The following is a 24,630-nucleotide window of genomic DNA, read 5'->3' as shown; positions in this document are numbered from 1 at the left end:
CTAGGCTGCGCCTGGATGATTCCCAGCCGCGCAGAGTCGAATGTTCCGCCTGCAACAGGCAGGCGCGGCTGGCGTACTGCGGTGCTGGCAGGCGTGGCCTGCGCCGCAATTGGGCTGGGCTGCATTCGATGGGCGCACGAGCTGGTTTACCTCAGTTACGACCTGCTCTTCTTTTTCCGCATTGCCCATGCTCCCGAGGAAGTGGTGGTTGTGTATCTCGATGACCGCTCGCACGCTGAGTTGGTTCAAACGGGCACCGCGGGATGGGATCGGAATCTGCATGCCGAACTGGTGGACAGATTGACCGCGGCCCGCGCCCGCATGGTTGTTTTTGACATACTGCTCAATCTTCCTGCGACTCCAGAAGCCAACAGCAATCTCGCCCGCGCGATCACCGCCAACGGCCAGGTGGTGCTTGCCGCCGCGCTGGAATCGGTGTTTCGCCCCCAGGTTGAAGCGCGCAGCGCGGTGCTGCCTTTGCCTGAATTTTTGAAGGCCGCCGCTGGGTGGGGCATCACGGAAATGATGACGCCCGAGAAGGCGGTGGCGCGGCAATATTACGTGGGAACTGAAACCCTTCCCGGGCTGCCGCGCCGGGCCGCCGAGTTGCTCGGCGTCACGCTGGACAACACCGATGAAACCCAGCTGGCGAATACGTGGCTGAACTACTACGGGCCGGCATTGACGTTGAAAAATGTGAGCTACTCGGATGCGCTGGGCGAAGAGCCAATGCAAACGTTCCGCGACAGAGTCGTTTTTGTCGGCGCCCGCCCACGGACACTGCAACCCGGCGACGAGGCCGACGCCTTTAAAACACCGCATACGCTCTGGCGCGACCAATTCATGCCGGGTGTTGAAATCGGGGCCACAGCGTTTCTGAACATTCTGCGCAACGACAGCTTGCGTCTGCTGACATGGAAGGCGCAGGTGGTGATTGTCCTGCTCTCGGGCTTGCTGCTAGGAGGAATCATCGGATGGCTGCGGCCGATACACGCGTTCGGCGCCGCAGTCGGTGCGATTTTTTTCCTGGTCGCCGCAGCCGTCCACCAGGCAGGCAATCACGTCTGGTTTCCATGGACAGTCATCTGCTTCGCACAAATTCCGGCCGCGCTCGCATGGACCATGGGAAGGCACGCGTATCGCCTGAAGTTCGAAAAGGAAGTCCTGGAGCGCACGCTGGAACACAGCCGCGTTTCCCCAAGCCAATCAAAAACATCGCTCGGTCCCGCCATTCCCGATCACACGCTGCTGCGTTGTGTGGGGCGCGGCGCCTATGGCGAAGTCTGGCTTGCGCGCAACGCCATCGGCGCTTTCCACGCCGTCAAGATCGTGCAGCGCCGCGCGTTCACATCGGACGATCCGTTTGAGAGAGAGTTCCGCGGCCTCCAGCGGTTCATGCCCATTTCTCGGTCGCATCCGGGCTTCGTCAATGTGCTCCACGTTGGGCGCGTTGAGGAACCCAGCTACTTTTTCCAGATCATGGAAGCGGCCGACGACGAAACGCGCGGACAACAGATTGATCCTGAAAAGTATTCCCCGCGCACGCTCGCAAGGGAACTGATGCGCCGCGGGCAGCTTCCGCCCGCGGAATGCGTGGAACTCGGCCTGGCCCTGAGCCTGGCACTGGAACATCTGCACCGCCAGCAGCTGGTGCATCGCGACATCAAACCGGGGAACATCATCTACGTGAACGGCACTCCGAAGCTGGCCGATATCGGACTGGTGGCCGATCAGGCCGTGAATGGAAACGATAACTCACTCGTTGGAACGGAAGGGTACATTCCCCCCGAAGGGCCAGGCACCGCTTCAGCCGATATCTACGCCCTCGGAAAGTTACTTTATGAAGCCGCGATGGGACGCGATCGATTGCTTTTCCCGGAGGTTCCCACCGCTGTTTGGGAGGAGCGGGATGACAGCGCGATACGTCGGTTGAACGAGGTGATTGGCAAGGCCTGCGCATCGAATCCCTCCGAACGCTACGCCTCAGCAGGGGAGATGCACGCAGCATTGCTGCCGTTGCGCGCGCCGTCGTAGCGCAGGTGGAAACCGGTCAAAGAATCTCCTTAAAATCCGGGATTCCCCCACCGAATGACGCTCCACGGATTTATCGGCCGCCTGGATCAAAGTTCCATCGCCTCGGTCACATAGCAGGCAGGAGAACCTGCCTTACGTGGCGACGCTGAGGGGTATCGCAGAAAGGATGGCGCGCATCGCTGCGGCTCAGTAGTGTTCGTGTCATGAATCCTCCGGAGCAGAATGCCTCGCCCAACACGGCGCTCGGCGCGCGCTTTGCCGCGACTTCGTGGAGCAATGTCATCGCAGCGCAACGCCAGGGTTCGCCCGAAGCCGAGGCCGCGCTGGAACGTTTGTGCCGGACGTATTGGTACCCGCTGTATGCGTACCTTCGACGCAAGGGCCACGATTCGCATCGGGCGCAGGATCTCACGCAGGAGTTCCTTTACCGCCTTATCAAGGAAAACTATCTCGAGGCCGCCGACCGCCGCCGCGGCAAGTTCCGCTCGTTCCTTCTGGCGTCCCTCAACCATTTCGTTTCGAACCAGCGCGATCATGACAACGCTGTGAAACGCGGGGGACGCGCAACGGTTGTGTCACTGGACGACACCGACAGTGAAGGCCGCTTTCTGCGCGAGCCTGCATCGGGGATGTCTCCTGAGAAGATATTCGAGCGCAATTGGTTCCTGTCATTGTTCGAGGAAGCCCTGTCGCGCCTGCGGGAAGAACAGTCCTCGGCAGGCAAATTGGAATTGTTCACGCAACTGCAGTCCTTTGTGATCGAGGATGCCGAGCCTGGCGATTACACGAAGGCAGCGCCGCTGGTGAAGATGACACCCAATGCCGTCGCCGTGACCGTCCATCGGATGCGGGAGCGTTACAAGAAGCTGGTGTATGAAGAAGTCGTGCGGACAGTTGCCGATGATTCGGAAATCGCCGATGAACTGCGCCGCTTCTTTGCCGTGATGGAAGGATGAGTCATTCGCGCCGGAATTCTGTAATCTTCGGCATCCGCCTGCTTTAGTACGGGCATCGCATGAACCAAAGGATTTTTCATGAATGCTCAAGCTTCTCATTTTCTCGCCGCCAGTCGGACAGGCCGCATCGTGTTGCACGTGCTCTGCATGCTTCGCCAGCCGCGGCACGCTCGATGGCACTGGCACGGAATTGCGCGCGAATGCGGGTTGTAATCGTCGGAGGTCCGTTTCTTCAGTAACAGGCATGAACGGAATTGTTTCAAACTCTGCACCCGGGAATCCCGGCCTCCGTGCCCTCGTTGCATCGCTCCTGATTCTTTCCACCCTGCACACGTTCGCCGTGAATTGGGTGTCGCGTCACAACATGACTGCCGCGAGCTACCAGACGGAGTTCAATCAATGGACGCAGGCCCCCTACAATTACAGGCTGATCTCGGTCTGCGGATACGAACAAGCGGGGCAGGCGCGCTACGCCGCTGTGTGGGAAGAACGGGCGGGGCCCAACTGGGTGACCCATCCCGGCATGACCGAAGCGCAGTTTGATGCAAACAACGCAACGTATGCGCTGCAGGGATACGTCCCGGCGTTTTTGAGCGCGTTCGGCATTGGCAACAACGTGTATTACAACGCCATTTGGGAGCACTCGCCCGGCGCCGACGTCGTTGCCGAGACTGGCCTGACACACGCAGGCTACCAGGCGTTTCACGCGGCTCGGATCGCCCAGGGGTACAAGCTCGTTCACATCTGGACCTGTAACGCGGGGGGCGTCGATTATTACGCGGGCATCTGGCGCAAGGGAGAAACCGCAACGTACGCGGTTCGCACGCGGCGCACTTCGGCGCAATACCAGCAGGAGTTCAACTCACTCGGCAACCAGGGTTACCAACTGATCGCGGTGAGCGCCGCCGTAGTCAGCGGACAGCCGCTCTATGCAGGCCTTTGGAAGAATCCGGGCAACGGCAGCGCCTCGTTCAGCCACCATGGCCTGACGGACCAAAATTACCAGGCACAGAGCCTCAACTGGAATTACCAGGGGTATCGGCCCGTGTTCGCAAGCGCGTTCACAACGGCGTCGGGCCCGCACTTCAGCGCCATCTTTCAGCGCAACGGAGGCCTGATCCCGGCGCACCTCGCGCTAATCGACAACGCCATCAACGGCTACATGCAAAGCAACGGCATTCCCGGCCTGTCCCTCGCCATCTCACGCAACGGGCGTCTCGTGTACGCGAAGGGCTTCGGGTTGGCGGATCAATCGGCCAACGAATGGGTGCATCCATTGCATCGGTTCCGAATCGCCAGTGTTTCCAAGCCGATCACGGCGGCCGCTGTTCTGAAAATGCGAGACCTGTGCGGTGTCAGCCTGGATGCCACCGTATTTGGCCCTGGCGCGTTGCTCGGTGAATCGTTTGGCACTCCACCTTACAGCAACCGTGAGCGCAACATCACCCTGCGCAGGCTCTTGCAACACACGACAGGATGGACGACGGACGGAATCTGGCAGGTCGGCGGCGATGATCCCGATGCAGCGATCGACTGGCAGCTCAACGACGCCGACGGCGAGCCCACTTCGACCCCGGGCACGCGCTACACTTACATGAATATCGGCTTCTGCGCAGCAGGGCGCGTGATCGAGCGCAGGACGGGGCGCACGTATGAGCAGTTTGTGAAGGACGAACTGATGGCGCCCTCTTGCGTGACGGAGATGGAAATCGGCGGCAGCACCCTGGCGCAGCGCAAGGCAAATGAAGTGGTTTATTATCAGTCGGATGGCGGATCGCCCTACGATCTCAGCCCTTCGCGCATGGATGCGCATGGAGGCTGGATTGCCAAGCCGCTGGATCTGCTGCTGTTCCTGCGGCGGATCGACAGCAGCACGAACCAGGCTGAATTGCTGCAACCCGACAGCCTCACGGCCATGCGAACGCCTTCAATGGCTCCGGGTCCCGGCAGCGGCGGCACTAATTATGGATTGGGACTCGCGCTCGGCGGCTCTGGCTGGGGCCATAACGGGGCAATGAACGGCACAATCGCGGATCTGAGCTATCGCAACGACGGTTTCGGATTCGCCGTCGCGTGCAACATTCGTCCTGCGAACGACCAGTTCGCAGGCGTCGTGAAGGCAGTCATCAACAACGCCATCAACGCGCTCACCACTTCAAACGCCTGGCCCGCCTACGACTTGTTTCCGTGCACTGTGGCGCCTGGCGAACCGCCGCAGACGATGGCCAAGACAAGGGACATCTACGTGGACGGTGCGTGCTCCAGTCCCATTCCCAACGGCCAGGCTGGTTGCACAGTGCTGTTTGGACCCTATCGAAACGTCAACCAGGGCGCCTCTGCAGTGTGCGCCGGAGATCGGCTCTGGATTCGGACGGGAACCTACGATGAAGCCGTTGTCCTGGATCGATTCACGACGGTGCGTTCGTATGACGGGGCTGCAGTCGTGGGCGAATGAGTGATCCCCTTGCAATGTGTGCCGTTGGATCCGGGAAAAGTTTCGCGATTGCTTTTTGATCACGTCGCCGCCCGAAACCGCCATTTCGCGTTTCAAGGCTAAATCCCGCGCCTTTCCCGACGCCAGTCTTCCGTTCTACAGGCTGTTGGGCCACCTGAACTCGCAATTCGGACTTCTTTCGGATTCAGACCTTCGAACTTCCGCTTCCGTCGCACCACGCCGGTGCACTTGAATCCACAAATCAGTTTATTCGGCCTGTAATAGTCATCCCTCCATTTCTTCTTTTCACAGTGACGGCGGGAATGCCTCTCGCGGATGCGGGCAGGTGATTCCGGGGAAGCGGTGATCGGCTGGCAAAAAAACGTGTGTGTGCCAGCCGCCGCTTACCCGGATCCGCCGGTTGAAAACGCAAACGCAACCAAAACGAAAACTCGATATCTGTATGAAGACCTCAATTGTTTCCGCATTGATCGGAAGCCTCACCCTGGCCTCCGCGCTGCACGCGCAGACCGTCCCAAATCAACTCAGCTACCAGGGCCACGTCACAGCGGGCGGCGTGGACTTTACAGGCACAGGGCAGTTCAAATTCGCGCTCATCAACAACAACGGCAGTGTTTCCCACTGGAGCAATGATGGCACCAGCATCGGCGGCAGCGAACCCTCAGGCACCCTGTCACTGCCTGTTGCTGGCGGGCTTTACTCCCTCGGCATAGGTGACACCAACCTCGCGAACATGCTTCCAGTGCCGTCGTGGGTCTTCACAAACAACCCCGTCAAACTGCGAATTTGGTTCAATGACGGCACGAACGGCTTCCAGGCGCTCGCCCCCGACCAGAGCATTCTCTCCGTTGGTTACGCAATGATGGCTGAACGCGTCGCGGCAGGCGCCATTTCTGGAAACCAGATCGTTGACGGCGGCATTGGTTCAAGCGATCTCGCGCCCAACTCAGTTAATTCGGGCCATATCATCAACGGCGAAGTGAATACAGTGGACATCGCCAATCTTGCGGTGACCACGGCGAAACTTGGCGACAACTCTGTAACATCCGCGAAACTCGCCGACAGCATTGACCTCGGCGGCACCGCAACCAGCGGTCTCCTGGATGTCTGGAACAGCGTGGCCGACCTGCGCACCGTCCAATTGAACGGCAGCGCCCATCGCATCAGCACCTATGGCGGCGACGGATTGGAACAGATTCGACTCTATGGCCCTTCATGGGGTGAACTGTGGATGAACGATGACGTCGGCAACACCCGCACGGTGTACCTGACCGCAGGCAACGACGGAACTCTCGATCCCCAATTGAATCTGCTTTCAGCCAGTGGGAGCGACCGCGCGGATCTTGTCGCGGGGGACAGTGGCGGCACATTGACCCTTTACGGATCCGGCGGACGAACAGTTGGACCGGGTGCGATTCTTTATGGAGATGACGGCACGGGTGTCGGCGCTTTGAGCCTGCGCAACTCGGCCAGCAGCCCGCGCCTGCGCCTTTACGGTGGTCCCGCCGGCCGGATGCTTCTTTACAACAACGTCGGCGAACTCAATGTCGCAGCGAGCAGCTGGGATGGCGAAGAAGGCCTCGTGCAGATTTACAACAAGACTGGAAACGAAACGATCTACCTCTGGGGCCGCGACTCTGCCGATGTGAATGGCGGGCAGATCGGTCTGAAGGAAAGCGACGGAACAGAGACGCTCACATTGCAGGCATCTGAAATCGCCGGCAACGGCGCCCAGATCGTGCTGCGCAAGAGCGATGGCACAGCAACGATCGTTCTCGACGCCGACCAGGGTGGCGACGGCCGAATTACGACCCAGGTGTTGCAGATTACTGGCGGCAGCGACCTTTCCGAGGGATTCGAAATTCAAGCGCCCAACGACAGCGTTCAGGCAGGAATGGTCGTGAGCATTGATCCCCTCAATCCTGGAAAGCTGGCGGCTTGTTCCTCACCGTACGATCGGAACGCCGCGGGAGTCATCAGCGGGGCGGGCGGCATCAACCCCGGCATGATCATGGGACAGAGCGGAAGCATCGCTGACGGCAAGCATCCCGTTGCGCTCACGGGCCGTGTTTATTGCCTTGTGGATGCAAGCTACGGCGAAGTCCGTCCCGGGGATCTCATCACGACGTCAGCGACCCCTGGACACGGAATGAAAGTCACCGAACACGCGCGCGCGCAGGGCGCCATTGTTGGAAAAGCCATGACGAGCCTTGAGTCGGGCAAGGGGCTCGTGCTCGTCCTCGTCAGCCTTCAGTAAAACCGTCGGCCAACCCTCATGTGGGAGACCATCATGAAATATCAAACACGAAAACGGGTTCATCTTCTCGCGCTCTCCGTCGCGCTGATGGCAGCCAGCGGGCTGGTGACATCGCAGGTGCGGGCGCAGGTCAGTTCCACGAATCAACTGGAACTCTCGCGTGTGCTCTCGACCATGCGGTTTTACACGGGAAGGGGAACGACCGAACCCTCCCGCACCAACGAATCGCCGCGTTTGAACTTTGATTCGAGCGGCATTCTCAGGCACCTCGGGGCATCGCCCGGCCACGCCTTCATGCCACAACGCACTGTCCCTGGGCAGCCGGGCCAGACTGCGCGGTTCTTCATCCAGGACAACCGGCATCCGCTCGGCATCCTCAGTTCGAACATCGACGTGACCGCTTTTCAAACCCGCGAGTCGCTGTCACGAACCTTTGTTCGGCTGCAGCAAACCTACCGCGGCCTTCCCGTGTTCGGCGGACAGATGGCGGTCCAGCTCAACAACGATCTCGGTGTTGAATTCCTGAGTTCCGATCTCGGACTTGAAGTTAATAACGCCGATGCACAACCGCAGTGGATCGCGCCGGCGATCACGGGGCCGCAGGCTGTGGCCATTGTTTCCACGAAGGTTGCCGCAGAAAATCCCGGAGTGCCGTTCTCAACAGGCGCGCCTCAACTCATGGTCTACGCGCCTTCCGTGTTCGACACGACTGGGCCCGCGCAGCTTGTGTGGGTCTTTGTGCTGGGCAGTGACCTGGAACCCGACCTGGATGCGCGCTGGTTCATCAACGCGCATACAGGCGCAATCGTGGCGCGGCACGCATTGTCTCATTCAGCGCTCAACCGCCAGATTCGCAACTCCAACAACACGACGAACTGGCCCGGCACACTCGTGCGTTCGGAGGGCAATCCACCCACGGGGAACGTCGACGTCGACAACGCCTACACGTTTCTGGGCCAGGCTTATAACTGGTTCCAGAACAATCACAGTCGCGACAGTTACAACGGCTTGGGGGCGACCATCAATGGGACTGTTCGTTACTGTCCGAATCCCGCGAGTTGTCCCTGGGGAAATGCGCAATGGAATTCAAGTTCGGGACGCATGCGCTTCGGCCAGGGATTCGCGACGGACGACGTCACGGGCCATGAATTCACGCACGCGGTCACGGAGTTTACCTCGGGGCTCGTTTATGAAAATCAGTCGGGGGCGATCAACGAATCGTTGTCCGACATTTTTGGGGAATTCATCGACCTGTCCAACGCCAACGGCAACGACAATGCAAACATCCGCTGGCAAATGGGCGAGGACCTGGCGGGCGGCGCGATTCGTGACATGAGCTTTCCCAACAACCAGAACGATCCCGACCGAGTGGGCAGCGGCAATTATGTCGCGGCTGTTCCCGCAGGAACGGGAAACAACGGCAATGACTTCGGTGGTGTCCACAGCAACAGCGGCGTCAACAACAAGCTCTGCTACCTGCTCGTCGACGGCGACACCTTCAACGGCCAGACCGTAACGGGAATGGGCATCAATGCCGTGGCCGACCTGTATTACGAAGCCAATGCAAACCTTCTCACCTCAGGTTCGGGATGGAACGACCTGTTCGAGGCATTGCGCCAGACTGCAGTAAACCTCGGATGGAATGCCGATCAGCGAAACAATCTGTACCGCGCCTGCCGCGCGGTGGAGATTGCGTCGCCAAACAACCTTTACGTCGATGGCACGAGCAATTGCCTGATCAAGAATGGGAACCAGTCATGTCTCGGGTTTGTCGGTCCGTTCGAAACCGTGGTGCAGGGCGTCGTCGGGGCCCATCCGGGAGACAACCTCTACATTCGGGGCGGGACGTACTCGGAGACGCTGACGTTTACCGAGATCACAACGTTGCGATCTTACAACGGCAGCGCCGTCATCGGGGACTGAACCCGTGAGATAATTCCAAACGATTAAATGTTATGAAAAGAATACTTACACTTCTCCTTCTATGCGCCGCCAACGTGCATGCGCAGTATGTCGCGAACTGGTCGGAGTTCGATAGCGGCCGCGCCCATTACCAGGGCGGAAACATCAGCGGCACTGGCGTGTTCAGCGGCTGGCTAAGAAAGCCGATGAGCAGCGCGAGCTACGGAAACCAGCAAGGTTATCCCTCGCTGCCCATGCCGGCAGGAACCGCTGGAATTCCGTTGCTTACGATCACGCTGGCGGGGAGCAACGCGCGAGTGGCGTGGCCATTGTGGGCGGCGAACTTCTCGCTCGAGGAATCCGTCGTCGTGGGCACCGGGGTCTTTTGGACTAATGTTCCAGGACCCTACCAAATGGATGCCACGCAATTCTTCATGGTTGTTCCCGCAACCCAGGACGGACGGTTCTATCGGTTGACGGCGCCGGTCGCACCTTGAACAGGCGAAAAGGAATGAATCGACCCGGCGTCGTCAAGGCGCCGGGTCTCGCGTTTACATGGGCTTCCGGCGCCGCGCTGCGGCGGCGTCGGAATGATTTGCAATGTGATGTGTGAAATGAATGCGGGCTGTCGCAGGCCGTGCCGAGAATCTCCTGGCCCGGAACACACTGGCAAACGAGCCAAACCGCGTGCGTTTCGCGGCCTCTATGGAGAAGGGCCGGCTGACAATCCTCAGCAAGCCGCCGTCAGTGAGCGAGCCGATGTCGTTATCCACCGGCGCGTGAAGATTTAATTCAGGCTTCATTCCCACCAACCTGTCAGGGGCGACTTGAACGTCCCGGAGATCAGGATGTATTTGCCACCGATGAAGCCTGACCCGATGCCCGTCATCGAGAGCGAGCCAGTCGAGGGATTCAACCCCTGGGAATTTTCCCGCCCGCGGATGTATCGTTCCATGGTATTGGCAGTGAACGTGAAGGATGTGCCCTCGGGCGAGGGGTCGTTGAACTGGATCGTCGATTGATAAAAATACGTGAGGTTCAGCGACTCGTTATCGATGTGCTCCCTGCCCTGGAACAGGAAGTTCGTCTGGCTGTAGGTGTCGGTGTAGGTGAGATACGGCGAGGTGTTTTCCACCAGCACGATCCCGCTCGGGGATTTCACTTGGAAATATTGGTAGTTGACGAGAACCAGACGGGATCCGAGCGGAAATCCATTCGGAACCGTGCCCGTATAAAACGGCTGCAGCAGCCCCAGAAGATAATTATTGCTGAGGCGGGTGGTCCTGATCGTGTCCGTGTAGGTGCGGGTTTTTTCGGAGAACTTGCTGGGTAGCTGTTCCTTGAGGACGAGCCGCGCGGATAGCGTGTATTCCTGCGCTGCGGCCCCGGCCGTCCCGGCGAGAACTGCCATGGCGATGGCTGCTGCGGATATGAACGTTTTCATAAAGGTCGTTCCGTAAAACTGCAATGGTTCCGACGTCGAATATCGCCAAATATTCAGCGATCCGCGTCTCAAATGATTCGCGCCGAGTGTACAGCAGACGCAGGGCGGGTCGACATTTGAATTTAGAGGAGGCGTTCACGCGCCGCTTCCGCCGGTCGCAAGCGCACGGCGTTGGGTTCGCCCACCCATCCGCCAAACTTTCACGCGCTAGCGCCCTGAAGGCAGGCGCTCCTTTCACTCGAACTTCGACTGGACATTGGATGCCTCTCGACACATTTTGCGCCCATGGTTGCTGTCAATTCCACGATGCTCCCTCTGGGCACAGATGCCCCGCATTTTCAATTGCCCGACGTGAGCGGCAGGATTGTTTCCATTGAGGAGTTCCGCGGCAAACCGTTGCTCGTCATGTTCGTCTGCAACCATTGTCCCTACGTCAAGCACGTGCGCAGCGAACTTGCGCAACTCGGCCGCGAATTTCTTCCGCGGGACGTGGCGATTGTCGCGATCAGTTCAAACGACGCCACCGAGTATCCGCAGGACGGTCCGGAGCTCATGAAGCAGGAAGCCAAGGAAGCGGGCTATGTTTTCCCTTATGTTTATGACGCGACCCAAAGTGTCGCAAAGGCGTATCGGGCCGCATGCACGCCGGACTTCTTCCTCTTCGACCGCGATCACAAGCTGGCGTACCGGGGGCAGCTTGATGACAGCCGGCCCAAGAATGGGATCCCAGTCACGGGCAAGGATTTGCGGGACGCGCTGGAGGCCGTGCTCGCGGGCAAACCGGTGTCAACAACTCAGAAGCCCAGCATCGGCTGCAACATCAAATGGCGCGCTGGCAACCAGCCGGATTACTTCTGAGACCCAGTCATTCCTTCGCCAAACCGCTGTCCACCATTTCACAAAGTGCATGGTAGAGCAGCTTCTGAGCTTCCTGGATGCGCGCGGTGTTCTGCCCCTGGACGATAAACTCAATCGTCGCGATCCCCTTGGTGAAACCGCCATCGCGGCCCAGGAAACAAATGCTTGGAATGTCGCGCTTGCGGGCTTCTTCCAGCGCACGCAGAACGTTCCGGGACTTCCCGCTCGTCGTGAGCGCAATCAGCACATCACCCGGCTGTCCCAATCCCCAAATCTGGCGCGCAAAGATTTCCTCGCTGTGATAGTCGTTGCATACCGCCGTCATGAACTCGCCATTTGCAGTCAGCGAAATCGCGGGGTAAGGACGCCGATCATCGCAGAAGCGGCAAAGGAATTCGGTGGCGAGATGCGTGGCGTCGGAGGCGCTGCCGCCATTGCCGCACACGAGAAGTTTGCGACCCTGGCCCAGGCATTCGCGAACCATCTGTGCCGCCTGATTCAATTGCGGTTCGAACACAGAAAGGGCGCGCGTCGTGGCGATCGATTCATCAATGCAGCGCTGGAGCGGTGTCATGGGAGACAGGGTAGTTTCCGCGCCGCGAAACCGGAAGTGATTTTCATAATCCCCTTGCGCGGGCAGGGTGCTATGGAAGAGTTTCGGTTGCCGTGACGGAAATCATCCGCCAGAAACTCAGCACACTGCCGCATAAACCGGGCGTCTACCTGCACAAGGATCGCTTCGGAACGGTGATTTATGTCGGCAAGGCGCGGGACCTTCGCAAGCGGGTCAGCCAGTACTTCCACCCTTCCCGCCGCATGGGATGGGATTTGAAATTCCGGGCGCACGTGGAGGCCATCCATGACTTTGATTTCCATCTTGTGCGCAGCGAGCCCGAAGCGTTGCTGTTGGAAAGCAAGCTGATCAAGGACCTCCATCCGCGTTACAACGTCAGTTTTCGCGATGACAAACGGTACCTGATGCTGAAGGTCAACCTGAACGATCCCATCCCGCGATTCACGCTCACCCGCATCAAGCAGCAGGACGGCGCGCGTTACTTCGGCCCGTTTCCCAATTCCGGCGCGCTTCGCAGCACGCTCTCGCTCGTTCGCCGACAGTATCATCTTCGAGGCTGCCGCCCGCTGACTCCGACGGAGAGGGATTACACGCACTGCCTGTATGCGCATTTGAAATTCTGCACTGCGCCCTGCATCAACAACGTGACGCGGGAGCAATATCTCGAGCAGGTGACGGCAGCGTGCGACTTTCTCGCGGGCCAATGCCAGGAAATGCAGGGGCAGCTCGAAACCGAGATGCGCAAGGCTGCCGCAAACCAGGAGTATGAGCGAGCCGCTGAACTGCGGGACTTGATCGCCGACTTGAAACGCACGACGCGGAAAACAGAAAAGTTCGAAAGAATGCCTTACACGCTCCCGCTTGCCATCGAGCCTGTGCGTGATCTGGCGCAACTCGCGGAAGCCCTCGGCCTTCCAGAACCACCCCAGCGGATTGAAGGCTTCGATATCTCAAACATCAGCGGGACGTTCGCAGTCGCCTCGATGGTCCGATTCAAAAGCGGCCGGCCTGATCGCGCGAATTACAGGCGATTCAAGATCAAGTCTGTTACGGGACAGAACGATTTTGCAGCCATCGCAGAGGTGGTTCGCCGCCGTTACACACGGCTGCTGAAGGAAGCAACCGGCGCAAGCACGAGGCCGTCCGAAGAAGGCGGCGAAGCCGTGCCGCAGGCGTTGCAGGAACTGGTCGACGACGTCAGTGCTGCGTCGCGTAACAGGCCGCTGAACAGCGAGAGCGACGCCTCGGCCGCCGCTGTTCAGCAGAATCGTTCGCCCGGAGAAATGCCGGTTGCAGGCAAATCCAACCTGCCGGACTTGATCCTGATCGACGGTGGGAAAGGCCAGTTGAACATGGCGTGCGCGGAACTGAAAAAGCTCGGCCTGGAACACATTCCGATCATCGGCCTTGCAAAGGAGTTTGAGGAAATCTATCGGCCGGGCGAAAGCGAGCCACTGCGGCTGTCGCACGACACCGGCGCGCTCAAGTTGCTGCAGCGCGTGCGCGACGAATCGCATCGCTTCGCCAACACCTATAACGCGCAACTCCGCCTCAAGCGCATTTCCGAAAGCATCCTCGACGAATTTCCAAACATTGGCGAACGACGCAAGGCCGCGCTGCTCAAGAAATTTGGATCGGTCCAGCGCATCCGCATTGCAACTGAGGAACAGATCGCGGAAGTGCCGGGGTTCGGCGGAAAAGCTGCCGCGGAGTTGAAAGCGTTCCTCCTCGCGCGCACGGTCTAGTCCTGGCGCGACGTAGCGCAGCTTTCCCAAAATCCCCTAACGCCAGCTCGGCGCGCATCAGATGACAGCAGAAGCGGGTTAGTCCCCCTCTCTTCCGCTCGGAGCGGAGGAGAGGGCCGGGGAGAGGAGGCGTATGAACTTCGAAACGACGCACCCTGCCGAACAAATCAGAGCACCCTCTCCCCCTGCCCCTCTCCCGCTCCTGCGTCGCAGGCGAGGGGAGAAACACGAAAAGCGTAAAATTCTGGCCCAGCACCAGAGTCACAATACTGAAAACCTGCGATACACCACCAGACTTGGAACTTAGCGCTAGGACCGCGGTTACTCGTCTCCCCACATTGACTTCAGGTGAGCCACACCTTTTCGAACCTCTTCCACGGGAAGCTTCGGGCTGAGCTCAAATACCTTGATGTGCTCAGGTTTCACCATGGGTTTCAGTGCTGCGTAATCGATCATCCCGGTGCCTGGCGCGCAATGGTCGCGTCCAGGGAATTGCACGTCGTGAATGTGAAAACCGGCGAGCCTGTCGGCCATGCTCTCCAGATGCATCGCGTGCATGATGAACCCCATGTTCTCCTTGATTTGCGCATGCCCCGTGTCGTGCCAGTAGGCCAGGTTCGGACTCGTGATTTCCTGGAACAGCGTCCAGTAATCGCTCTCGAACGGCAGCTCCTCCAGGCCTTCACGATTCTCAATGCCCAGCTTGATCCCCGCCGCTTCCGCTGCGGGGAGAACTTTGCGCAAGGATTCAATCGTGCGGGCAAGATACTTCTCTTTCTTCGCCTCGCGTTTCTCATCGAACTCAGCGCAGAGCTTCTGGTATTTGGGCGAGTCCTTCTCCCCTCGCGCCAGCATTTCCATGAGCTTCGCCTCGTAATCCTTGATTTCTATGCTGCCGCTGTGCAGCACGACCAACTGCGCTTTGACGCGCGCGGCAAATTCAATGGTTTTGAACGTGTAGCGTTCCGCCAGTTCCCGTTCGCGCGGACGTTCATCCGAGAATTGAAACAGGTTCGGGGCGGCATGGTTCACGCCCAGCGGAAGCGGACAGAAATTGTGAACGGTGGAAATCCGAATCTCGCCGGCATCGACGGCTTCCAGGATTCCAGGAACGAGGCTGATGCGGGTGCCGTGGCTGAGTTCGGCGAACTCGAATCCCAGCTCGCGGACTTCCCGGAGCATGGCGCGGCCGTCGGTGTGGCGGTGAGAATTCCAGCAGGTGGAGAACGAATACATGCGTCGATTGGACCCGGAAAATGTTAAACCGTTGAATCGACAAATCGTTTGCGCGATTTCCGATTCAACGGTTTAACGTGAGAAACCTTGCGGCTTTACATGTCCGCGTAACGCGCGCTCAACATGGCGGAGAAGCGGGCGGCCTTTTCCTTGCGGCGACGGCGTTCACTCGGCTTTTCGAAATGCCGGTGATTGCGCACAACCTTGAGGGTGCCTTCGCGGTCGATTTTCTTTTTCAACCGGCGCAGCGCCTTTTCCACGGACTCGCCTTTTTTCAGCTTAATCTCTGTCAAACTAAACTCACTTCCTCTCAATGGACTCGGAACAGCGCCACCATGGCAGAGGTTCCTCTCGAGTCAGGGCTGAAAAGCCTATTTCCCCGATGAAGAAAGTCAACCGCGGTTTTGCTCCTCCACGAAATTTACGAGGAACGTCTCAAACTACTGGATTGCCCGCCGGAATACACTGGGATAATCGTCGCAAGTCATTGATTCTCTGCAAGTTGCGACGCTCGAAGATTCAAGAGCCCAGGCTGGAATGTTTTTAGCTATTCACAGTAAGGGGTCCCGCCGTCCGCCGAAATACCCCCGGAAATGCCCTTGGAAAGCGGAGCAAGCCACAACTATTCGGCAACAACCACAGAATCCTCGAGACGCTCAACATCACGCGGGACGGAAATCCTGTTTTTCCCCGCGGCCTTGCTGCGGAACAGTCCATTGTCGGCAGCGGCCAGCAGTTGATGTTTGTCACCCGCATCGTGCGGGTACGTCGCGATGCCGAAGGACGCAGTCAAATGCACGTTCACCTTCTCTCTTTGCAGGAAGGGTGTCTCCGTGAGCATTCGCTTCAGCCGCTGCACCTTCCCTGTCGCCATGGCGCGATTGTGCCTTGGCATGATCAGCACGAACTCGTCACCGCCGTAACGGACGATTCTATCATCCTGATCCAGCTCATGATGCAGCGCCTGCGCCACTTCTTTTAACACCTTGCTCCCAAGCAGGTGCCCGTGCTCGTCGACAACGCATTTGAAATTGTCGAGATCCAGGAAAACCAGCGACAACTCCTCGGGTTTCGACGCTGCCATGAAACGGTCGAGGTATCGGTGGAGGTAACGTGTGTTGTTGAAACCTGAAACGTCGTCGGTGACGGACAACTTCAAAACGCGGTCGTGCTCCTTCTTCAGCTCGACCGAGAGCCGCCGCAAGCGCAGAAGGTTTGCCACCCGCGCGCGCAGTTCCTGTTCGTCGATCGGGCGAATGATGAGGTCATCGACCAAACGTCCAAGATGCCGCGTGGGCTTGCTGCCAATGCGACGATACGTCAAAAGGAGAAACGGCAGGAGCACAGGTTCCTCGGCTTTGCGCCGGTTGCGAATGGGCTCGAAGAGCGTCTTCAGCGATGGGCCATCCACTATGGCCAGGTCAAACCTCTCGGCCAGCAGTTCATCGCTGCGCATCGAGACGATCTCATGCTTCGGAGACAGCCAGTCCTCCAGCAGGTGGCGGTCAGCCTTCGATTTAACCTGGATGAGGATGCGCTGTGGCGATTCCACGGACTAACTTAGCTTCTCCTGCGAATTCGCAAGCGAGGAAATTCCCCCAAAGCTCAGCGCACGACCTTAACTTCCCGCTCCACGATCAGCACATCCGCCTGTTCCAGTCCACGCATCAGTTCGATACGCAGTTCAGCGAAGAATCGGCGGGCGCGTTCGGGTTCATCCGACAACACGCGCAGGATTACGACGCGGTCTCTGAAAACAACGCCGCCAACTTTCCACATGCCTTCGTTCTCCTGGGGGAAATGGGTGAACCCGCCAAATGAATCGAGCAACATCCTGCGGTAACGCGCCAGCGCATTCTCGGGAATGGCCGATCCATCGTTGCGCGTCAACGGAACATAAATGTCATATTCGCTCACCACCGTGATGATCTCTGCCCATCCTATCGCCGGCAGCGGGGTATCGGCCCCACTTGAACGAGAGTTCTTTGACAGGTTTCTTAGTGAAACCGTTTTGAATCATGGTTCCTCACGCCAAACGAGAGCACTGCTCCCGGCATTCATGGTTGTCTTTGAATGACGGGGGGCTCGGCGCTGTGTCGAAGGGAGGAGCGGGATGAATATTCCCCCAATCCACCCTGCGCTCGTTCATTTGCCGATTGCATTCGTGATCCTGTCCGTTGCCGCAGATTTCGGAGCACGGCTTTCGCGCGACGAACGGCGCCGAGCTATCCTGCGGACCTTGGGGTTCTGGTCTCTTGTTGCCGCGCTCGGAGGCGGGGTCCTTACGATTGTCGCTGGCTATATTGACCTGAACCGCGCCGCGCTCACCCCCGAGCTCGAGGAATTTGTTCAGGTGCATATTGTTGTGGGTTGGATTTTAGCCGGAATCCTCGCGTTGTTGACGGCCTGGCGATGGTTGATCTGGCACCGCGGGCAAATGACGATTAATTCGTCGTACCTCGTCGGCAGTTTTCTGCTGCTTTCAATCACGCTGTTCCAGGGATGGTATGGCGGCGAAATGGTTTACTCGTACGGCGCAGGCGTAGCACCGATGGGCCACGGAACGGAATCGGCGGATGCGGCGCAGCGGCGTCTGCTCGCGGTGAGAAACCTATTGCAACCCGGTTCTGCAATCGGAGGCGCCAACCCGCCCGACGGGATAATGACCGATACAAACGGGGCTTCGGGAGGTTCGACGTCAACGAACCTGAGCACTTCCGAGGCCCCGCGATGATGGCGTCGCGCAGGTTTCCAAACCTGCTGTACCTCGAGCGAAGCCGGACGAATGGGGAGGATCCTGAGTCTGCTCGTGCTTAACGGTTTTTCCGGGCGGCAGGGATGCCGCGCCCTCTGCATCAAGCAAGATGCCTGACGCCACCCTGATGCGGCACCCGGAGGCTGGACACTTTCCTGGGTCGAACTAAATTTGGATGTGTCCGCACCCCAACCGACCTGGAAAACCTTGCTGTTGCGAGGCTTGTCACGGCGATGTCCACGTTGCGCCAAAGGTGCGCTCTTCGTGCGGTATTTTCGATTGCGGGATGAATGCCCGGAATGCGGTTTGCGGTACCTCGAGAATCAAGGCGACCTGTGGGGGATGTTGCTCTTCGCAGACCGTGTTTTCTTCATGGTGCCCCTGGTAGTCGTGTTTTTCGTGGGACAAGGGGCCAATTCCAGATGGCCCTACGTGTTTGGTGCCTTGCTGGCAGTTGCCCTGATCGCCACGTTCCCGCATCGCATGGGTTTGAGCGTGGCGCTGGACTACCTCATTCGCACAAAATCGACAGACCTCGCGGAACGATAATAGCTCGTGCAGGGTGATTCACCGGCCGCGAGCAGAGGCAGTTGAGGGGCCGCCCGCTGCTCGCGCGAATGCAAATGCGGAGACCTTACGACTTTGGAAAGCCAGGGCTGGATTTCAGTTCAAGAAGCTGGCGGGTATGACGTTCGCTGTGGGCAGCCATAAACAACAGCCACTGATAGGCGTCGAGCTTCTTGCCCAACGGGCTGTCTACTGCGTGCTTCCGAAGATCGGATGATTCCTTCAGCAGGGCGAGACTGGTCGCGCGGCTCTCTTTGAAATGCTTTAGAGCATCTTGGGCGCCGCCAAAGCGATTCTTCGGCACCAGCGGTTCAGGGGCTTGGAACTTCTGCGTCCGATCAGGAACGTTCTTGATGATGAATTCATCGATCGCGCGCGCGTCTTCACCTTCCGCTCTTGGCGGCGCCTTCATGACGCTATTCCGCACGGTGTCCATCATGAAGTCCTCGCTCGCCGCAATGTGTTCGGCAATCTGGGCAGCCGACCACTTGTTCGTCTCCGGCTTGAACTGCCATTGAGCCGGTGAGAAATCCTTCGAGGCCTCAACAAAGGCGTCCCGGGTCTTTTCGAGATACTTGATCCCGCGTTCGCGGTCTTCAGATGACAATTCCTGCGCCAACAGGCCGGACGCAGTGAGGGCTAGGATCGTGAGCGTTAATAGTAGTTTTTTCATGGTTGTTATTCCGACGGCTGATGTGGCGGAACATAAACGCAGTCAGAAAACGCGCAAGTTTCGTCTTCGCACGTGGCGGGCCACTCCAACGAGTTCGATGTCGGCGATGTTCGTCGCTCATTTTTCGATTCACACTCGCTTTGCAGAAGCGTCAGGATCGCTCCTATGAAAAGGAACTCGATCTTCCCGCAAATCACAGCCGCTCCAATGCTCGCGCTCGCGCTTGTATCGGCCAAGGCGCAAACCAATGCCCTGCGTGTCGGCGTTTACGACTCCCGTGCGGTCGCCGTCGCCTACGGCAACTCAACCGCCTTTCGCGACCTCAACAAGGGGATCAACGCTGACTTTGAAAAGGCCAGGGCGTCGAAAGACGAAAAACGGATGGCGGACATCAAAAGCAGAATGAATCTGAAGCAGCAGCACGCTCACGAGCAGGCGTTCAGCACAGGATCCGTCATTCCGATCATGGCGACCCTCAGCAATGCCATGCCCGCCGTCGCGGAGGCCGCGGGTGTGCAGGTCATCCTCAGCAAATGGGAGTTAAATTATCACGCGCCCAATGTGCAAACAGTTGACGTCACGGATCGCATCGTCGCGCTGTTCGATGTCAGCGGACGGGGAAAGCAGTGGTCCAGGGATATTCAAAGGAAGCCGCCCATCGCGCTCGATGATCCGGCGTTGCACAAACACTGAGTGACGTTCAGTAATGGCTTAAGGCTCGATCAGGCGCGCGCGGAAAAATTCAGAACCTCGTTGTGGCGCCTGCAGCGAAGTCGTTCCTGGCTGCGCGCCGAAGGAAGGTTGATTTCCCGGAACGTTCCATGGCGCCCAGTGAAACAGATTCGTGCTGTATTCGACGATTACGCCCAGGTTCGGCACCCGAGGATAATTCAGATGAACCCTTCCCGAAGCAGCGGAAACGTTCATGGACCAGGCATCCCCCGCATTCTGCGGATGAGTTCCCGTCAGGTGTTCCTCGCGATTCGGAACTCCGTCATTGTCGGGATCAGCCAGGGGCACGGCCAACGGATGGTTCGTTGAACCAAAATAAGTCACCTGCCATTCGCCGAACGTGACGCGGTTTGTCAGCTCAGTCGTAATCCATTGTGAAAGGAGCTGAATGGCTTCGTGATCGAGTTGATGCGTCGCCAGTGGCGGCATGCGCTGAAAGCCATCGCCGCTCACGCGCCGCAACAGGACAGAATGCGCGGTGTCGCCGGGTACCAGGAGTTTGTTCGCGGGATCGCCGCCATTATTGCTCAATGGCGCGTCGAGCAGGCCGGTCTGCTTCAGCGTGAGGTAGGCGCGCGCGTCCCACGTCGGGCCCGTGCCGCCGCTTTGATGGCATTGAACGCAATTGACCGACAAATACGAACGCACCCGATATTCCAGGCTGTGATTAGTGTCGGCCGCCTTCGCAAAAGCGGGAAGCGTATGAATATTTTCAACCGGGACTGTGAAGTAACCGGCCTGGCTCAGGGCCGCGATCTGGTTTGTGACCACGCCATTCAGGTTCGCAAACTGATTCAGTTCGCGCGTGTTGAAACTTAACACATGGCCAGCCACAGGCGTGTGACATTGCAGGCAGGCCGAGCGCGATGGAATTTCCCACAATTGCTGGATCGTGTTGCTGCCCGTCTGGACGGTCACCGTGAAATTGGTTCCGTTATCTCCTACGAGAAACGCCTCGGTTCCTGCCGGGTTCCACATGTAACTCACGCCGTACGTCCCGGCATCGGTCTTCACCAATACCCGCGTCTCCAAACGGCGCTTGCTTGCCGGATTCCCCCGCTCCAGCTCGAGATCGAAGTGCTTGATCCATTGCATGCCCGTCGGAAAATCCCAGCTGTCTTCCACCGCAAAATCAATCGTGTTCGTTGCGTCGGGAATGGTGAACCAGCGCCGCTTCAGCGCGTAATCCGACCAGAACGCGACGATCGGCTCATAGGTTACAACGCCCGGATTTGGCGTCAGCGTCGCCAGATCTGCAAAGATTCCTGTGTCGCTGAGCCGCGCGGGAAAATCGGAAACCGCAGCATCAGTGCGGATCAGCCGTCGAAGTCTGTTCTGGAAGTAGTTTGCGATCAGCAGGTCGCCATTGCTCGGATCGATTCCAAACGCTGCGACGCCCGATTCGCCAGCGATGCGCTCCACGCGAACGGTCGAGTGCGTTCGCCATAGCGCCCAAATGTTTGCCGAAACGAAATCAGCAAACACATAAGCGCCGTGCAGCTCCGGGATGCGGCCGCCGCGGTAAACGTAACCGCCTGTTACCGAATTTCCCTTGAACAGCGGGTCGCCACCCGCGACGCCCGTATGCGCGTATTCGTAGATCGGATCAAGGCTCACAAATCCAGGCGGAGGCGGGTTCGTGGTGACCGTGATCTGATTGGGATACAACGTTGCTGTCGAATGCTGCGCGCCTTCGAAAAACGCCCAGCCCGCGTTGTCGCCCGCTTGCACAATATTGATCTCTTCATATCGATCCTGTCCCACATCGGGAATCCACAACTCGCCATTGATGTCGAACGAGAACCTCCATGGGTGCCGAAATCCGATCGCGTAGAATTCCCCACGGCGTGTCGCGGGGTTCACGGGCCGTCCAGCGATGCTCGCCGCGCTGAGAAAAGGATTGTCGGCGGGAATGCTGTAGAAGGCCTGCCCGTTGCCGCCCGTAGGGATTCCGTAGTGCGGCGCGGGCTCGAGGTTTCCGGGACGCTTGTCCACGTCGATGCGCAGAATTCCGGAATAGAAATCCTTGTCGATGCGTTGCGCGTTCTGCATGCGGTTGTATTGGTCCCCCTCGTCGCCCATGCCAATGTAGAGGTACCCATCCGGCCCGAAATGCAAGTCGCCGCCGTTGTGATTGAATTGTTCATCAATCACGCTGAACAACACCTGTTGTGTGTTCGTCTCGGCGGTCAGCGTGTTCGGATTGGCAGTAAAACGGGCAAGGCGATTGAAAAATGGCGAGCCGCTCGTGGGCGTCACGTAATACACAAAGAAGTGTCCGTTCGTGGCAAAACCCGGATGAAAGTCGAGGCCGATCAATCCCATTTCGCCTTCCACTGTGTTATCGAAACGCACCTGGCTGTTGATGTTTAACAACACCTGCCGGACCGGATTGGGCGAGGTGACATCGGGAATGTACGACACAGTGCCCCGCCGTTCGCACACGAACAGATGATTCGGAAAGGCGGGATGCGTCCTGAGCGCAACAGCGTCCTCAAAGGTCAGACCCGGGAAAGCATCGACCACCTGGAATCCAACGGGCGGCGGCGTGTTGGGAATTGTTATCGTGGTGTTCGGCAAGCGCAGCGACGAATCCAACGTCAGCGACACGGTTCCGATATTGGATGTGCGACCCAGTGAATTTTGTACGGAGTAAGTGAACGCATCGAAAGCGCCCGAGCTTCCATTATGCGTGTAAAGGACTCGGCCATCCGCTTTCACCTGCGCTGTCCCGGCATTCGGTGGCTCCACAATGGACACGGTTCCCGGGAGCAGCGCCGTTCCCGTGTCGTTCTTTAAAACAGGAATCAATGCCATCGCACCAGGGTTCAACGTCATTGCATCGTTCACAGCCACAGGCGGTGGAATGTCGAACATGTCGGGGCCATTGATCCGATTGAAGTTGATCTCAGCAGGGGTGAGCGCGCGGTTGTAGATCCGCAGTTCATTGAAGTCTGCGTTCGCCGTCGCATCAGCCGCATATTGCGATCGCCCAAGCCAGAGCACGGAATCGTTCACGCTGCTGATCGTGGTGGCGCCCGTGTCCACGCCTCCCATCAACACGCCGTCTCGGTACCATTCCAATCGCCCGCTGCCACCCGCACCGTTGGTGGCGCCCCACGTCACCACGTAATGATACTGCTGCCCGGGCGCAGTCGGAATGGCGGTATTGATCGTGAACTCCGCGGGCGCGCCGAACTCAAGGCGCTGCAGGTCCAGTGACGTTCCCCGCGTCAATGAAAGGAAAAATGTCCCGGCGGTGGAACCATCCCCCGCCCCGAAGTCGAACAATCGCGACCAGTTCTGCGCCGAATGTGGCGTGGCCCAGATTTCCACCGTGACGCTGCTCAAACCGTCCAGAAGACCGGCGGGAAATTCCAGGTAATCGGCTGTATCCCGCGCACCGCCAGGCAAACGCACCTGGCCGTTCGTGACGCTAAAATCCGGTCCCGTCCCTGCCACAATGACGGACCCCACCACGTCGCCCACGCTATCCTGGATTAACGTTCCGTTGGTTTCCGCAAAGCTCCATCGATGCACCAATCCTTCAACGCTCTCTGGACCATCGAAATTCGGACCGCGCAACACGTTCGCCAGCACAGCGGCAGAATCAAAGGCAGTGTTGTAAATCCGCACCGCATGAAACGTCGCATTCGCAGTCGCGTCAGCCGTCGCAGCCGAACGCCCCAAGTAGATCAACGTCTGCGGAAGGGCAGCCAGGGTGCCGATGCTCGTAGCACCTGTTTCAAGGCCTGCCACAAAGCTGCCATCCCGATACCATTCCAATCGCCCGCCCCCATTCGAGCCGCCGTTGGAGGACCAGACGATTGTGTAGAGATACGTTTGGTCGATGGCCGTCGGCAGTGCGGTGTCGACAGGATCAAAAGGGCGCAACCCGAACCGTTGTTGCTGGCCGTCTGTTGCCACGGAAAATGAGAGTCGAAGATTGTTCGCGATGGGATTATCGCCGGGATTGATGTCCAGCACGCGGCCCCAGTTCGGAAAGGAATGGGGCGTGGCCCAAATCTCAATCGTGACATTGGTCAGGCCATCGAACGTCTGCTCCGGAAGCCGGATGTAATCGGCAGAACCGCGCGTGCCGCCCTCCAATTGCACGCCTCCACCCGCAAGCGAATGTTCGCCACCGCCTGCCAGCACCACGATTTCAGCATGGGCCCCATTGAGTGAATTGGAGAGCGTTGTTCCAGAAGCTTCATCGAATCGCCATTCATGCACCATCGCTGCGCGACCCGCTGGTGCGATGAGAACACAAACCAGAATTGATATCCGAACACAGTTTGAGAAACCGAAAGGAAGCATCATAAAAAGGAAATGCGCGTGGCGGCTGAATGGTGCTATGGCATGAACTCTGATCGAACGCGCTGCGCTTGTAAACCAATTCGTGATCGGTATTGCATCACTGTATGATTTCCCGTAAAAGA

General features: G+C 58.5%; 20 protein-coding genes. 11 read left to right on the top strand and 9 right to left on the bottom strand.

The genetic code is table 11. The features are described 5' to 3' along the window. Positions 1-15 precede the first annotated feature (15 nt). The 6 genes from VEH04_16030 to VEH04_16005 all read left to right on the top strand — a co-directional run bounded on the left by VEH04_16030 (position 16) and on the right by VEH04_16005 (position 10,101). Positions 16-2,034 (top strand): serine/threonine-protein kinase, encoded by a 2,019-nt coding sequence (locus tag VEH04_16030; protein HYG24288.1) that lies wholly within the window; start codon positions 16-18, stop codon positions 2,032-2,034. A gap of 203 nt (positions 2,035-2,237) precedes the next feature. Beyond that, a complete protein-coding gene (locus tag VEH04_16025; protein HYG24287.1) occupies positions 2,238-2,990 on the top strand; it encodes a sigma-70 family RNA polymerase sigma factor in 753 nt (250 codons plus the stop codon). Between the two features lie 82 nt (positions 2,991-3,072). After that, positions 3,073-5,445, top strand: coding sequence for a serine hydrolase (locus VEH04_16020; GenBank protein HYG24286.1), 2,373 nt, complete (start codon positions 3,073-3,075; stop codon positions 5,443-5,445). Positions 5,446-5,887: 442 nt separating this feature from the next. After that, positions 5,888-7,702, top strand: coding sequence for a hypothetical protein (locus VEH04_16015; GenBank protein HYG24285.1), 1,815 nt, complete (start codon positions 5,888-5,890; stop codon positions 7,700-7,702). Positions 7,703-7,735: 33 nt separating this feature from the next. After that, complete coding sequence (locus VEH04_16010; GenBank protein HYG24284.1) at positions 7,736-9,625, top strand: M4 family metallopeptidase; 1,890 nt, start codon at positions 7,736-7,738, stop codon at positions 9,623-9,625. A 32-nt stretch (positions 9,626-9,657) separates the two neighbouring features. Then, the gene (locus VEH04_16005) at positions 9,658-10,101 is read left to right on the top strand and encodes a hypothetical protein (protein ID HYG24283.1); all 444 of its coding nucleotides are present in this window, start codon (positions 9,658-9,660) and stop codon (positions 10,099-10,101) included. Between the two features lie 54 nt (positions 10,102-10,155). Here the strand turns inward: VEH04_16005 and VEH04_16000 are convergent, their stop codons facing one another. Together VEH04_16000 and VEH04_15995 are read right to left on the bottom strand one after the other, a co-directional pair. Beyond that, a complete protein-coding gene (locus VEH04_16000; protein HYG24282.1) occupies positions 10,156-10,407 on the bottom strand; it encodes a hypothetical protein in 252 nt (83 codons plus the stop codon). Next, positions 10,404-11,048, bottom strand: coding sequence for a hypothetical protein (locus VEH04_15995; GenBank protein ID HYG24281.1), 645 nt, complete (start codon positions 11,046-11,048; stop codon positions 10,404-10,406). Before VEH04_15995 ends, VEH04_16000 begins: the two co-directional genes overlap by 4 nt. A 285-nt stretch (positions 11,049-11,333) precedes the next feature. Between VEH04_15995 and VEH04_15990 the strand changes: the two genes are divergently transcribed. Further along, positions 11,334-11,906 carry a thioredoxin family protein gene (locus VEH04_15990; GenBank protein ID HYG24280.1) on the top strand — a complete coding sequence of 191 codons (573 nt, stop codon included), beginning with the start codon at positions 11,334-11,336 and terminating at the stop codon, positions 11,904-11,906. 7 nt (positions 11,907-11,913) lie between these two features. On the opposite strand, the gene VEH04_15985 is transcribed toward VEH04_15990, so the two are convergent. Continuing rightward, positions 11,914-12,480, bottom strand: coding sequence for an SIS domain-containing protein (locus VEH04_15985; protein ID HYG24279.1), 567 nt, complete (start codon positions 12,478-12,480; stop codon positions 11,914-11,916). Positions 12,481-12,572: 92 nt separating this feature from the next. On the opposite strand from VEH04_15985, the gene VEH04_15980 reads away from it, so the two are divergent. Next, entirely contained in the window at positions 12,573-14,225 is a 1,653-nt protein-coding gene (locus tag VEH04_15980) for an excinuclease ABC subunit UvrC (protein HYG24278.1), read from the top strand. 321 nt (positions 14,226-14,546) lie between these two features. Here VEH04_15980 and VEH04_15975 read toward each other — a convergent pair whose 3' ends face one another. The 4 genes from VEH04_15975 to VEH04_15960 all read right to left on the bottom strand — a co-directional run bounded on the left by VEH04_15975 (position 14,547) and on the right by VEH04_15960 (position 17,381). Further along, positions 14,547-15,461 carry a sugar phosphate isomerase/epimerase family protein gene (locus VEH04_15975; GenBank protein HYG24277.1) on the bottom strand — a complete coding sequence of 305 codons (915 nt, stop codon included), beginning with the start codon at positions 15,459-15,461 and terminating at the stop codon, positions 14,547-14,549. Positions 15,462-15,556: 95 nt separating this feature from the next. Beyond that, positions 15,557-15,754, bottom strand: coding sequence for a 30S ribosomal protein S21 (gene rpsU, locus VEH04_15970; GenBank protein ID HYG24276.1), 198 nt, complete (start codon positions 15,752-15,754; stop codon positions 15,557-15,559). Positions 15,755-16,083: 329 nt separating this feature from the next. Further along, the gene (locus VEH04_15965; GenBank protein HYG24275.1) at positions 16,084-17,013 is read right to left on the bottom strand and encodes a diguanylate cyclase; all 930 of its coding nucleotides are present in this window, start codon (positions 17,011-17,013) and stop codon (positions 16,084-16,086) included. Positions 17,014-17,066: 53 nt separating this feature from the next. Further along, the gene (locus tag VEH04_15960; GenBank protein HYG24274.1) at positions 17,067-17,381 is read right to left on the bottom strand and encodes a hypothetical protein; all 315 of its coding nucleotides are present in this window, start codon (positions 17,379-17,381) and stop codon (positions 17,067-17,069) included. 193 nt (positions 17,382-17,574) lie between these two features. Between VEH04_15960 and VEH04_15955 the strand changes: the two genes are divergently transcribed. Both VEH04_15955 and VEH04_15950 read left to right on the top strand, forming a co-directional pair. Then, a complete protein-coding gene (locus tag VEH04_15955) occupies positions 17,575-18,195 on the top strand; it encodes a DUF2231 domain-containing protein (protein HYG24273.1) in 621 nt (206 codons plus the stop codon). A 285-nt stretch (positions 18,196-18,480) separates the two neighbouring features. Continuing rightward, a complete protein-coding gene (locus VEH04_15950) occupies positions 18,481-18,765 on the top strand; it encodes a DUF983 domain-containing protein (protein ID HYG24272.1) in 285 nt (94 codons plus the stop codon). 85 nt (positions 18,766-18,850) lie between these two features. On the opposite strand, the gene VEH04_15945 is transcribed toward VEH04_15950, so the two are convergent. Next, complete coding sequence (locus VEH04_15945; protein ID HYG24271.1) at positions 18,851-19,456, bottom strand: DinB family protein; 606 nt, start codon at positions 19,454-19,456, stop codon at positions 18,851-18,853. 165 nt (positions 19,457-19,621) lie between these two features. On the opposite strand from VEH04_15945, the gene VEH04_15940 reads away from it, so the two are divergent. Next, positions 19,622-20,149, top strand: coding sequence for a hypothetical protein (locus VEH04_15940; GenBank protein HYG24270.1), 528 nt, complete (start codon positions 19,622-19,624; stop codon positions 20,147-20,149). 18 nt (positions 20,150-20,167) lie between these two features. Here VEH04_15940 and VEH04_15935 read toward each other — a convergent pair whose 3' ends face one another. After that, complete coding sequence (locus VEH04_15935) at positions 20,168-24,511, bottom strand: LamG-like jellyroll fold domain-containing protein (protein HYG24269.1); 4,344 nt, start codon at positions 24,509-24,511, stop codon at positions 20,168-20,170. Positions 24,512-24,630: the final 119 nt, after the last annotated feature.

This window comes from Verrucomicrobiia bacterium, assembly GCA_035629175.1.
Classification (GTDB): domain Bacteria; phylum Verrucomicrobiota; class Verrucomicrobiia; order Limisphaerales; family DASXHY01; genus DASXHY01.
The sequence above is the reverse complement of the archived record's forward strand: the minus strand, read 5'-3'. Positions and strand labels throughout refer to the sequence as shown.